Annotated in this window: 3 protein-coding genes; all 3 read left to right on the top strand. The window is 67.3% G+C overall.

Annotated elements, in window-relative coordinates; all coding sequences use genetic code 11:
- Nucleotides 1–76 precede the first annotated feature (76 nt).
- Genes JNE37_RS12255 through JNE37_RS12245 form a run of 3 tightly spaced genes read left to right on the top strand, consistent with a single transcriptional unit; the run spans nt 77 to nt 14,006 of the window.
- Complete coding sequence (locus tag JNE37_RS12255) at nt 77–7,192, top strand: DUF6603 domain-containing protein (RefSeq protein ID WP_203063004.1); 7,116 nt, start codon at nt 77–79, stop codon at nt 7,190–7,192.
- Nucleotides 7,192–10,779, top strand: coding sequence for a hypothetical protein (locus tag JNE37_RS12250; protein WP_203063003.1), 3,588 nt, complete (start codon nt 7,192–7,194; stop codon nt 10,777–10,779). The genes JNE37_RS12255 and JNE37_RS12250 overlap by 1 nt, the downstream gene beginning before the upstream one ends.
- On the top strand, nt 10,776–14,006 hold the full coding sequence (locus tag JNE37_RS12245; protein ID WP_203063002.1) for a phospholipase D-like domain-containing protein: 3,231 nt from the start codon (nt 10,776–10,778) through the stop codon (nt 14,004–14,006). The genes JNE37_RS12250 and JNE37_RS12245 overlap by 4 nt, the downstream gene beginning before the upstream one ends.
- Nucleotides 14,007–14,026 lie beyond the last annotated feature (20 nt).

Below are 14,026 nucleotides of genomic sequence, written 5' to 3'. Positions count from 1 at the left end.
GTTAGTGTGCTCGATACTCTAACGACGACGTTGCCTGCCAAGCCTGCCCTCTAAGCCACAAGCCTAAGGGTGCCGAATGGGTTTTTCTGTCGCCTTATTCGACCTTATTGCTCCGTATATCCTGCGCGGGGAGCCGGTTGGATCACTCCACGCCATCCTCTCGGTCATCTACGTTCATGAATACGAGATCGCCTTTGCCGAGGACGGCATCGTGCTGCGCGGTCGGGCGAAGTATAGCGGCGACATCGGCATCGACCCTCCGTTCTTCGATCCGCTGACGGGCAGCTTCGGCTTCGGCGGCAATGCCAGCAACCAGGAGGGCCATCCGCGCAGCGAGCCGGCGCGGACTGCCCCCTTCATCGAATTCGCCGACAACGAGATCGAGTTCAGCCTGACGGCGCCCCGCGACGCCTCGGCGGTGATCAACAATGCGGTGGCAGGGCTTGCCGGCGACAATACCTTCGCGCCGAGTGCTGCGGTGCTCAACGCCATCGATGCGACGCCGATCGATGGCCTCGCTTCCGATGCCCCGAGCACAGCCTTCACGCTCGATCTGCTGTTCAAGGGCCCGACGCTGGTGGTGCCCGGGTTGCGCGGGGCGCAGCTCGATTCCGCCGGCATATTGATCCCCGATCCGGACAAGCCGCGCGTCCGCCTCATCCTGCCGCGCATAAAGGTGCAGTTGCGACAGGGGCCCGAGCAGAACGGGGCGGCGCCACTCGTGGCGCAATTGCTTTCGGTCGGGGCCAGCGGGCTCGACGATCCGGGCGATCTCGCCGTGGCCGAGATGGTGCGCATGGACCCGCCCTATGCCTTTATCGGCCCGGGCGAGTCGTTCGGCTTCGGGTTCCGCACTGCGATCCTTGACCTCTCCGATGCCTCGACACCTCCAGATGTGCTGGCACAGTTCGGGTTCGACGAGAGCTGGACCGGGCTCTACCTGCCGGAAATCCGCCTCTTCGTCGCGCCGCCGGGACTGGACGATTTCGCCGTCACGGCGGGGGCCAGCAATCTCCTCATCGGCATCGGGGCGGATCACGGCATTACCGGCGATTTCATGCTGGCCGTTCTCGATACGGGCGGGGCGCCCATAGAACTGGGCGCGCGGTTCTTCGACAGCGCGGGAAACGCCTATGGCCTGACGCGCTCGACGCCGCCCGGGAGCAATCCGGCTGCAGCTACGGCGACCGTGCCCGAAAAGACCATGATGGTCGTGGACCTGCGTGGCGGACGCGCGCCCTATGACGTGCAGATCGCCGTGGATGGCCAGAACCCGGCGCCGGCCAAGCACATCCAACTCGACCTTGCCGGGGTTGCCCAGCGCCGGGTGCGGATCACGGTGCGCGATGCGCGGCAGGATACGCCGGTAGAGACGCTCGACATCGTCGTGACGCTGCGCCAGCCACGCTATGTGGTGGTGGGGAGTTCGACGACGACGATCACCACGATCGAGCAGGCCAAGATCGCGACGCAATCCGCCCAGAGGGGCGGGGCCCCAGCCCCCGACGTGCAGTTCTCGATCCTGACACAGGGCGAGAATGATGTGGTGCTCAGCATTTCGCCCAGCAGCGCGGCAACGCAATGGACGGTCGGCGGGCAGCCGATGCCGGTGGGCGCGACACTGCGGGTGCCGCTGGCAGCGGGCGCCACAGCGGATGTGGCGGCGAAGCGCGATGCGACGACGCAGGCGAGCAAGACCGAGCCGATCTATTTCCGGTTCGACAAGCCACCGAAGGGCACGGGCCCCGACTACGGCATCAATGCTGAGAACACCCATACCGGGCCGGCCATCTCTTCGGCAGAGGAAGCACCCTGGTCCGGCGGTACCCAGGCGATGGATGTGCTTGCCCCGCTCGTGGCCGGCACGGCCGGCCCCATCACGATCGATGGCTATGCCAGCTACGACGGCAAGCAGGGGCCGATGGGCCCGGGCGAAACCTATGCAAGCTACAACCTGCAACTCTCGCAGCGTCGCGCCGATGCAGTGAAGGCGCTGATCGCCAAGAACACCTCCTTTGCCATCGGCAACATCGCCACCGTGCCGCACGGCTTTGCCGAGGCGCAGGGCGGCCCGACGGACGACGCCACGCGCCGAAACTGGTGGCGGGCGGATGTGACTTTCCCCGCCGTCAGCATTCCCGGGATCACGGCCACCGCGCGGATCGAACGGCCGGTGCGGACCGACACATTGCAGCAGGTGACGCTCGAGGAAGTGCGCGACCCCGAGCCGGCGCGGCCCGACCCGCCGCGCTTCCTGCGGGCACTGGGGGTCAAGGTCCGCATCGTCCGCGACGAGCTGATCGCCGCCGAGCTCTACGGCAAGCTCGATTTCGAAACGACGCTGGAAACCTATCTGCGCGAGGGAACGCCCAAGCCGGAGTTGCGAAGGCTCGACCAGAACCCGGGAGACGGGCTGACGGACCTGCGCATCATCTGGCAGGAGGATCCGAGCACGAAGACCCGGAGTTCGATCGCCAGCATCGGCGCCGACCCGGCGGACCGCGATGGCCTCTGGATGACCGGTACACTGCCGGGCGAGCCGCTGATCGACGGCGATGGCGGCCGCAACGCGCTGGGCGCGATGACGATGTTCACGCCCGTTCTCGCCACCGGGGCGCGACCGTTGCCGGATGGCGCGGTCGAGGACCTGGTGCTCTCGGGCGCAACGGCCGCGCTCAATGCGCTGGCGGCGCTTTCGGGAACCGGCGCCAACGACGTGCTTAATTTCGAGCGCGTCGTGCTCTACGGCGTCGAACTGGCCACACGCAATCGCGATGGCAGGCTGGAGTCGAGCCTGCTTTTCGATGTCGAGACGGCGATGTCCATCGACCTCAAGCTCGGCGGGTTCCGCCTGCTGCGCGTGCCGCGGACCAATCCGATCACGGCGCGCTACAAGGCTTTGGGCGTGCGGTTGAGCACCGCCAAGAACGAACAGCCCTTCAGCTTCCGCCCCGTATTCGATTCCTCGCGCGGCTATACGATCGATATCGGCAGGCCCGGCGCCATCGAACTGGCCGAACCGCTCGGCAAGATCATGAAGGTGCTCGGTGCACGCGTCGCCCGCACCAATCCGCTCAGCTTCGAGATCGATGTCGGCCTCGCCATTGATCTCGGCGTGGTGTCGATCGATCGCGTCGCGGTGCGGCTGAGGCTCGATCCCTGGGCAGACCCGGAGATCACCGCGTTCGGCGTTGGGGTCGATATCCCAGGCGCCTTCAAGGGGAGCGGCTTCCTCTCGCTGGGGCACACGGCCGATGGCCACTCGACCATGTCCGGCGCGCTCGACCTCACTCTGGTCCCCCTGCGCCTGCGCATCGCGGCCAAGATCAAGATCGAGCAGTTCACGGCCGATGACGGCGAGACCAAGACCGGCGTGCTGACGACGATCGAGGTCAATTTCCCGGTCGGCATCCCGCTAGGCAATTCGGGGCTGGGGATTTTCGGTTTCCTCGGGCTGCTTGGGGTCAACTTCACCCGCACGGAGGATCAGTTCGCCGGCGACCCGACCCCCGCCCTTGCCTGGCTGCGCGCGACGGGTGGCGACCCGACCAATATCGATTTCTGGCGCGCGGCGGACAAGCACTGGGCCTTTGGCGTCGGCGCAGTGCTCGGCACGATGGAAGGCGGCTTCCTCTTCAACCTCAAGGGCATGCTGATCCTCGAACTGCCCGGGCCGCGCCTGCTGCTGATGATGAAGGCCAACATCCTCATCCCGAAGCTACCGGTCAAGGGAACGGCCGAGGCCATGCTGCTGGCGGTCATCGACCTCGATCTCGGACGCGGGTTGATGACCGTGGGCGTGGTGGCCGAGTTCAAGGTCTCCCCTCTCCTCGAAGTGCGCATTCCGACCGAAGCGTTCTTCGACTTCACCGACATCCAGAACTGGCACGTCTTCCTCGGCCGCTACAGCGACCGCATCCAGGCCTCGGTATTCGAGGTGTTCGACGGCTCCGCATACCTGATGGTGAGCGGCAAGCAATTGCCGGCGACAGAGATACCGACGGACCTCATCACTTCGGGCGCGCGGATACCGGACGGTTTTACCGTGGTGACCGGGCTCCATGCCTCTATCACCTGGGGCAGCCGATCGCTCCGGCTCTATGCGCGCGTCTCGGCCGGGGCGGATGCGCTTCTGGGCTTCGATCCGTTCTACCTCGCAGGCAGCATCTACCTGCGCGGCGAGTTGCGGCTCTTCGTGGTCAGCATCGAGGCCTATGCCAAGCTCAAGGCCTTCGTCGGCAAGATCGACAACGATGCCGATCCCTCGACGCCGGACGTCAACATTGCCCGCATCGAGGGCGAAATCTGCGGCAAGGTGGAACTGCTGTTCTTCGATGTCGAAGGCTGCGTCGAGTTCTCGCTGGGCGAGAAACCCGGCGACGGGCCGCCGCCGAGCCTGATGCGGGGCGTGAGCCTGGTCAACCGCACGGCGGCGCGCGTCGTGGGGACTGTGGACACCATGCCGGTCGACGGCATCATCGCGGAAGCCTCCAGCTCACCCGATACGGCCCCGGTCGTGCCGATCGACGCCATTCCGGTGCTGCTCATGAGCGCCACCCCGACGGTTGCGGCGGGCCAGACGCTGTTCTTCGGCAAGATCGACCAGGGCCCGATGGGCACGCCGATGGACGGGTTCGTGTCGCGTAGCGACAAGCGCTACAAATACGAGCTGAGCTCGGTGGAACTGGTCGGGCCGCTGACAGAGGGCGATACGCCGGCTGTCTGGTGGAAGCGCGTGCCGAACGGCACGACGCCGCTGACGGCCGAACTGGCGCTGCTCTCGGTGGTGCCTGAGGCCGCGCCGGTCGCTATCGAGCGCAACGAGCTGCTGGACACGCGCGTCGAACAGATGTGGGGCACGATCTGCGACGAGGCGGCGCCGCCTGCTCCCGTCCTCTGGACGTTCGAGAATACGCCCAACGGCATTTCCCCACCGGGCTGGGTGCTGCGCGGCGAGGCGTGGCCCGACCCCTCCGGCACCTATCGCAGCGGACCAGCCGACCTGCTGCTCGACGTCAACGAGGCCTGGCGCTGCGGAATGCCGGCGATCGACGCCCTGCGCGGCATCATTCCGGCCGAGGTGCAGGGGCGCGGCGTGGCCTGCGACCACCAGAATGGGGATGAGATTGTCGTCGTGGGAACGCGCCGCCCAAGCGGTAATGCCGTGATCACCGGACACAACCGCACGGCCGCGCCGGCATCGGGCGTGCTCAGCTTCGTCGAGCTGATGAGCCGGCTGAATTCCGGCCAGCCGGTCACGCGCGGCGAGTTGCTGGGCGCGGTCTTCGATCCCGGAATGGCGCGGGAAGCCTACCCCACGGACGTGCGCCTCTGCACCTCCAAGGCGCTCGCGGCCCCGATGCTCGACACCGGCGAGGTGATCGCGCTCGGCAACGAGAAGGACAAGGACCAGGTCTACGCGACCTGGGAGAAGCTGGGCTTCAAGCCGGACGAGCTGCACAACGCCATCGTGCTGACGCCCGGCCCCTTCGAATATGGCCGCCTGCTGCTCTTCGTGAACTATGAGGCGATCAAGACCAACGGGCTCGTCATCCGCAGCATCATGCCGGATGGCGAAATCTACGACGAGCGTCGGCCGGTCGAGTCCGAGGCGATGCCGGACACCTGGACCAAGACGACGAGCCCCTGGTTCCGCGAAGTCGACCACGCCCTGCGTTTCCAGGAACAGCTCGGGCGCGAGGAATATGTCGGCATCGTCGTCGACATCAAGGGTGCGCAGAAGGCGGACCGGATCATCATCGGCATCGATCCGCGCACGCGCCTGCGCAGCTATGTCCGCCCGTTCTACCTGGCCGTGGTCGAGGCGCAGCGGGCGAGCGAGTTCGAGCGGCAGAGCTATGACGACACGACCCTCGACAAGCAGCGCTCGGTGGTGACCACGATGGTCGGCGCCGACAGCGCCGCCCGCGCGCTGCTGCTGCCCGATACACTCTACGAGATCAAGGTCACCGGCTCGATCTACAAGGAGGGCACGACCGACCCGATCCAGCCGATCACCGAAAGCTATTTCTTCCGCACGATACCGGGCAGCGAAGCGCCCGCGCGGCTCGACCCCTATATGCTCTGCACGCTGCCGCATGAGGGCGAAAAGCACGTCTTCGGCGGCGGGCCGATCAAGATCGCGTTCTCGCACAACAATGTGCAGAAGCTCTACGCCACCTATGGCAAGCGGCTGCAGGTGCGGTTCAAGGCCTCGTCCTACCGGCAGCCGGAGGTTCCGCAGGGCGTGGGGCATCCCTTCCTGCTGACGCCGCAGGCTTTGCAGACAGTCGCAGGATCGGTGCTGACGCCGTTCGACGCCACCTTCAACGCCCTCGCCAACCAGACCGGCTCTCCCTTCATCGGCGGCTGGCCGCTGGGCGGACGACTGCTGGAGGCCGGGCGGCCATTCGGCAGGATCAAGCGCAAGCGCCGGCTGCCCTGCGTGCCCGCGGACGGCTATCGCTACGAGCACCAGATCGCCGAGATCCCGATCCCGCTCGATCCCTATACCGACTACCTGATGGATGTGGAGCTGGTCGATATCGACGCCCCGCCCGATGCGCGTGGCCCCTTCGTGCTGCGCCGCTCCTTCAGCACCGGACGATACAAGGACGTGGCCGACCTGGCGGGCGACCTGCTCGGCACGCGCCCCGAACAACGCTTCGCCAAGCCCGGACGCATCACCGCGCTCGTCGCCGGTTTCGCGGGACGGCAGCCGCAGGGCGGCGAGTTCGAGGATGCGCTGGCCGCGGCCGAACTGCCACGACGCAAGCCGGGCGACGCGACGCGCTGCACGATCTTCTGGGAAGCAACGACAGGCGGCGGGCCGGCCGTGCCTTCGGGCATCATGATCGAGGCGCCCGAGCCGCTCTATCGCGACTGGCTGCTGCCGGTTGAAGTTACCGACCCCGAGCCCGACCCGATCACCCGGGTCGAACTGCGCCCGCGCCGCTGGCTGGAAATCGTCAAGTCGCAGGGCTCAGAAGTCTTTGTCGGGGACATAGTTGCCGACCAGGACGGCCGCCGCGTCATCGCCGCCCTGCTGCCTGCTGCACGCGACCAACTCGTCGGGCTGTCGCTGCGGCGGATCGCGCTCACGGAATCCTACCTCGATGGGGCGGCGGCAACGGATGCCTATCACAGCATCTTCAGCGTGGCGCTCGACCACGCACCCTGGGAGGAGGATTGATGGTCCAGCGCATCGTCAATCCCAAGCTCTTCGCGGTCGAGGCAGCCCTCATCGACTGGACGCGCGTCGTGCGCCGATCGGGCCTCGATGGTTTCACCGACGCGGACTACGAGGCGTTGCGCCGGTCGCGTCCGCGCGTCCATCTGCGCTGGGCCGTCAGCGGCAAGGCGGGCTTCCCCACCGGCCCCTTTACCGTCTGGCGCCGCAAGGCCGGTGACGGCGAGCAGCAGCCCGAAATCATGGACTACCAGCTCGACCGCTATCTCTACGGCAACCTTCTCATCCTCAAATGGTACGGCCCGCCGATGGCTGTACTGCGCATCAAGGGAGAGATGACCTCGGAGGGGGTGATCTATGCCTTCAGTGGCGTGCCATCGCCGCAGAATGTGGTGGCGACGGTATCGCTGCAACCCGGCACCTTCACCGCCGAATTGCGCGGGCCGCTGCTGACCACGGCGATGATCTACGGCTCGGTCGATATCAGCGAAGTCGCCGGCATTCCGGCCGAGCAATATGGCGAGCCCAATGAATGGACCGAACAGGAGGTCGTGGGCCTGCCCATCGATGATTTCGGCGTGTGGTCGACCATCGGCAGCCATACCGACAAACAGGGGTTGATGGCCGATCTCGGCGATCCCATACCCGCCGCCCTGGCGCGGCTCGACCGGGGCGCGCCGCCCATCGGCTGGCCGCACTATGCCAATGGCATGGCGGTGCCGGCCTGGGAGCGGCCTGATCCGGGTCTCCTGATCGAGGAAGCCCAGCGCGAACTACTGTCGCGGCTTGCCGACATATTGCGGCTGCCGCCCGAGCAGCAGGCGGGGACGCGCATCGAGGTGACGGTGCCCAGACCCGTCAACAGCGCGGGCCAGCGCATGTCGGGACCGGACAGCACCGGCCTCGTCTCGCCATTCGCGCTGGCGATGAGCGCAGCCTCGATCGACCCGTTCTTCTCGCTGGCGCTTGGCATGGGCACGGCGCTCGACGCCGGCGAGGACCAGCTCTATCGCAAGCAGATCTACGACTACATGATCACCGCGCCCTATGCGCAGGGGCTGGACGGCAATTCCGAGCCCATCGAGCTGGCAGCGCTGGCGCTCGACCCGCAACCACCTCCCATGCCGCCGGTGCCGGCCGCGCTCGATACCGATATTGCCGGCATGCAGCGCCCCTATGCGACCGACGAGGCCTGGCGCGCCTCGGTGATCGCGAGCTGGTCGCGGCTGCCGGCGACCGGCCTCTTCCGCGTCGCAAGCTTTGCCGCCGCGCGCCTGCCGCAGGCGCCGGCGGGACAACCGGTCCTGCTGCTCGAACAGCGCGACAGCGGCGGGCATCGCCCCATCGGCGGCGACGCCCCGCCGCAGGACGACCAGCAGGCAGCCGAATGGGCGCATGCCTCGGACGGCGACCTGCCGATCCCGCCCAATCCGGGGACTGCGCAGACGGTCTATGCCGTTTCGACGCAGAACATTTTCGGCATGTGGAGCCCGTGGTCGACGGCCGAGCGGGTCGATACGCAGCCAGGGCTCGATCATGTCGGCGTGCTGGCCGCGACATTCCGGGCGACTGCACCGCCTTCGGGGAAAATCTGCCCGGGCGTGCTGGAAATCGACCTGTCCTGGGACTGGCGGGTGCGATCGGTATCAAGCTTCACACTTGTCGGCCGTCTCTTCGCCGCCCCGCTGCGCAACTCGCCTGCGCCCGATACGTCGGTACCCGGCGGGCTGGCGCGCAATCTCGGCGGAGGTGGCGCGGCCATAAGCGTCTCGTTCAACGGCAATGCCGCGAACATCTCGGAAGGGCAAATACGGCCGATGAAGGCCGATGGCTCGGAATTCCTGCCGGGGCCAGATACGGCGCAGGCGGTGCGGCGCTATCGCCTCACGATCCCAGGCTTCTCGGTCGATTTCGGCGCCACGTCCCATGCCGGCCTTGCTCTCTGGATCAGGGCGCGGGAGCGGATCGCGCCGCATCGCTATGGGCCGTGGCAGGCCAATCCCATCCTGACCTATGCCTCGGACCCGGTGCCGCCGCCGATCGAGCGCGTCGTCGTGCCGCTTTCGAGCCTCCCCGATGCCGCTGGCTTCTGTCACCATCGCGTGGCGTGGAAGCCGGCTCAGGGCGCCATCGGCTACAATCTCTATGCCTCGGACGAAAGCGCCATTCTCGATGAGAACGGCATCGCTGAGCTTGGCCCCAGCGCCACGCTCGAACAGCGCATGATCCGGCTGCGGGACGCATTCATCGCCAACCCGTCGCGCCGGACCTTCACGAAGGTCAACGACCGGATCGCCGAGGGCACCAGCCTCGACGTCAAGCTGCCGCGCGGGTCGACGGCCATCCACCTCCACGTCGCCCTGCCGATCAGTGCGGGCGGGGTTGAGGGCGTCTGGCCCGTCCACGATACGATGTTCGAGGACAATACGGTCGATTGCGTCGCCGCGCCCCGCCTGCTGACGCCGACCGCGCCCACGCTCGAAGTGCGCCGCGTGCTTGATACCACCGCCGTGCCGCAGCGCGAGCGGATCAGGATCGAGCTGCGATCCAATCCAGGTCCGCGCGTCCAGCGTTACGAGCTCTTCCGGACGCGCGTCGAGGAGGCAGCGCTTGACGTCGATACGATGGGGCCGCCGGTCGCCGTGGTTGACGGCGCGACGGCGAGCTACCAGCACGAAACGGTCTATGACGAGCATTTCGAGGTCGAGCATCTCGTCAGCGCTAACGGACATGACGATCCCGACGGGTCGTGGAAGCGCGTCTGGTATCGGGCGGTGGCCTGGTCTCACCCCGACCTTTATCGCGGAGGGCTGGTTGATCGGTCGCCCGGCTCGCACCTGGTGTCGGCGGTGCTGCCGCCGAACGGGCCGCCCGACCTTTCCGCAATCACCGCGACCTGGCCGGGTGGCGACCCAAACGCCATCCGCCTCAACTGGACCAGCACCGCGCCGATCGCACCGACTCCCCTGGGGCCGCATCGGCTGGTTGTCTCGGCGCAGAAGCGCAATGCTCCGGGCGAGAAGGCGCTTCTGGCCTTTGCCAGCACGCTGGACAAGGTTGCCTACGGCTCCGATCCGCAAGTATGGCGAACAGACGAGGGCGGAGCGGCTTCCTACCACGCCACCGTCAGCCGGGCTGCACTCGCCGATGCGCTGGCAGTCACGATACGGCTGACCGATCCGCTGGGGCGGTTGACCGAACGCTTCCTCGACATCGAGGGCGGATCGGCCCTCGTGCGCCCGGATATCTTCGATGTCCAGCCGGCGCGGCCGCCGATCGTCGGGCTGACCTTCCGCACCTCGGCGCCGCTGACGCCGCCACCGCAGGGCGCCTATCGCCTCGCGATCAGCGCCACGTTCCAGAGCAGCATCCTGAGGCCCCTCTCGACGCGCACCTATTCGTCGGACCTCCATAGCATCCCGACGCAATTGCCCATCAATCCGCGCAATCCGATCGAGGTCGCGCGCATCGCCGGCAGCAAGCCGCTGCAATTCGCGGTGCGACTGCAGGGCACGGTGCGCAGCCTGCAATTGCGGATCATCGCGCCCGATGGGCGCTACGCCGAATATACCGGAGGAGCCGTCCGATGATCGTGCTCGATAGCCTCACCACCCCCAATGCCCAGCGCCTGCTGCGCAATGGCGGCCTGATGACCCTGGGGCTCACCAACCTGCTGCTGTGCGAGCGCTGGGCCGACACCACGCCCGCCGCGGGGGATTACAACGCCAATGCCCTGACGCTCAACATCACCGGCCCGATCCGGGCTCCGTTCCTCGGCATTCTCGAATTCGTCGACGACGCATCCGAATTTGCCGATGTCGGCGGGCGACCGCTGACCGGCTCAGCAGGCGTCTATCGCTTCCACCCGCAGGCCTTTGCCCGGCTGCAGCAGATCATGAGCTGGCGCTATGCCTCGCCAGAACCGCGCCCGGTCAAGCCGGCCGGTATCCAGCTACCGGCCTCGCTTCCCGTGCAGCCACGCCCGGTGCAGGTGCGTCCCGTACCGGCCACCATGATCATCCGCGGCGCGGCGAACGACCAGTCACCCGAATTCTACGAATGCGACACGCAGATGCCGGTAACCGGCACCATTTCGTTCCACGACTCGCGCGGTCTCATCATCGACCCGCTCGCCGTCGCCTCGATCTTTGCCGATCTGCTGCTGGCGCTGCCGGCCCTGGCCGATGCCCGCTTCCGCGCCCAACCGAATGGCCCGGGCGGCGTCGCCAGCATTGCCGCGCTGGCCGGCGCGCAGACGAGCAACCTCGTGCATTTCGTCGACCCACACGGCTGGGCCTTCACGCCCGGGCCTTCGGGCGGCACACTCAGCCTCATAGATGGCGCGGGCGTTCAGGGTGCGATCATCAATACGCCGCTCCTCACGCTACCGGCGGGCAACCAGATCGGCGGCTCGGGGCCGAGCCCCCTGCTCTGGGGTTGGGGCGAGGATGGCTGGTTGCGCCGTGTGCCCATCGCGCCTCCGCCGCTGCCTCAACCCAATCCCGCCATCAACCTGCCGCGCCAGTTCTTCCGGCTGATAGTGGTGGATACCGACTGGCATATCCTCGGCAATCGCACGACCGCCAACTTCCGCAACGTTCCGCGCGATGACGGCACGATGCCCGCGAGCCTCATGCCACTGGTGCGCGATAATGTGGAGCTGACCTATCTCGCCGACGGTATCGACGTGATCACCACTGCCGAGCAGGTCATCAACCAGCCATCGGCGCCGGGCGACACGCCGATGATCTTTGCAGTCTCGCCCGTGATCGATACGGCCGTGCCGGTCCCCCTGCCCGGCGCCGCGGGTCGCTGGCCGCAATGGCCGGCCTTTGCCGGACCGATGCTGGACTTTCCCGCGCCGACGCCCAATTTCGCGCAAGGGGTAACGGCGGCGCTCAGCGGCACGCGTGACGTTGTTGTCACCCTGCCCGCGAACGCTGTGCCCGACGGCGCGCATGTGCGCATCTATCCGCGCACCTTCGTCGAGATCGCCACCATCGGTAGTGCCCCGTCGTTCCTCCGCGGCAATGGCGGCGCCTCGATCGCCGCAGCCGGGCAGCTGACACAGGTTTTCCTACCCAATCCCATGGCGCTGGCGACCAACCAGCCCATGCCGAACGCGGCCAATCTTGTCATCGACATCGTGGTTCAACCGCGCGTTGGACGCCGGCGTCTGCGGGCAGCAATACCTGTCACGGTCGCCACGACACCACCGCCGCCCGCACCCGACGTCTTCGCCCCGCCACTCGATCTCATGGCGGCGATGCTGACCGGAGCATCCTGGGTCGTCTCGGTGGCACCGGTGCCGCTTTTCGGCGTGCCGCGTACGGTGACGCCGCCGGCGGGCACGCCGAACTCGGCGATCGACCTCGTCCGTGCCCTCGCCTCCGAGACCGTTCCACGGCAGGGGCCGCGCCTGCCGATGATGGCGCGGTTCGAAACCGTGCTCGCCCGCGGCGGCAACGACCCGGCTATCGGCAATGGCGCCCTGCGCTGGTCGGCAGCGGTCAGCGGCGCACGATGGTCACGCGATACGCTCTGCGACCGGGCGACGGACGGCAATCCGGGCTTTCCCGCAGGCAGCGATACCCATGCCGGGGGTGTCCGTGTCGGCGGGGTGCTGGCGTACGATGCGGCGCGTCACGCGAGCAAACGGGTGCAGCCGATCATTCCGCTGCCGGGTACGGTCGGGAGCCCGAGCTGGATGCTGCTCCTCGCCAGCCCCAACATGACGCCGCCACAGACGCCGCTGACCGACGTCTTCACCGGCGTGGGTGCGTGCCTGCAAACCGTGGCAGCAGTCTGCGAAACGCCGGAACTGAGCCTGCCGCAGATCGACCTCTCCCCCACGACCGTCACTGCTGACGACGTGGCCGATTCCATAGTCGACGCCTTCGGGCTGCCGGTTGCTATCACCATTCCGCCCAGCGCCGCCGATCGGGTGGTGGACGAAGTGCGGCGGGAATTCTTCGTGTCGCGAAGCGGCGTACGGGACACGCTCTGGTCACTCAGCCGCGTGCTGCGCGAGGCCCGCGAACTGGTCTATGTCGAAAGTCCGCAATTTGCCCGCACTGCGGTGACGACCGGAGCGCCCAATCCACTCGACCTCGTCGAGGCGCTGCGTTCGGCCCTGCAGGCCAATCCAGCGCTACGCGTCATCATCTGCACGCCGAAACTGACCGATATCGACCCGGCCTTCGGCGGCTTCGCCCGCCAGCATTTTGCCGCCCGCGTCGAGGCGGTGAACGCGCTCAGCCTCATCGATGCGCCCAACAACGAGACCGACGCCCAAAAGACGGCGCGCGAAGCGCGGCAGGATGCCATCCGGCAGCGTATCGTCGCCTTCCACCCGGTCGGCTTTCCCGGCCGCGATGCGGCAATCCGCACGACCTCGATCATCGTGGATGACGTCTATGCGCTGGTCGGGGCCAGCCATTTCCGCCGCCGTGGCATGACCTTCGACGGGGCGCTCAGCGTCGCGTCCTTCGATGCCGTGTTCCGCGACGGCTACTCGACCGACGTGCAGCAATATCGCCGGAGGCTGATGGCCGCCAAACTCGCAGTCCCCCTGCCGGCAGCGCGCGTCCCCGGCTCGCCCGACTGGCTGCGCCTGATGCGCCCGCGCGCGGCATTCACCCTGGTTTCGGATATGCTGGCGCAGGGCGGCCTCGGCCGCATCCTGCCGCTCTGGGCCGGCCCCGACGACAACTCGGTCCTCGCCGCAACGGTCGACATGGCCGACCCGGACGGATCGAACGGCACCAATTTCGTCCAGATGTTCGCCTCCCTGCTCGCGGAAAGCCCTGAGGGCTGATGACACTTTTTTCGTCCTGG

Source organism: Paradevosia shaoguanensis (assembly GCF_016801025.1).
Classification (GTDB): domain Bacteria; phylum Pseudomonadota; class Alphaproteobacteria; order Rhizobiales; family Devosiaceae; genus Paradevosia; species Paradevosia shaoguanensis.
The sequence above is the reverse complement of the archived record's forward strand: the minus strand, read 5'-3'. Positions and strand labels throughout refer to the sequence as shown.

Bases quoted from the DNA above. Each gene is read 5' to 3' on its own strand.
- JNE37_RS12245 (WP_203063002.1), top strand. From the start codon at position 10,776: ATGATCGTGCTCGATAGCCTCACCACCCCCAATGCCCAGCGCCTGCTG.
- JNE37_RS12255 (WP_203063004.1), top strand. From the start codon at position 77: ATGGGTTTTTCTGTCGCCTTATTCGACCTTATTGCTCCGTATATCCTG.
- JNE37_RS12250 (WP_203063003.1), top strand. From the start codon at position 7,192: ATGGTCCAGCGCATCGTCAATCCCAAGCTCTTCGCGGTCGAGGCAGCC.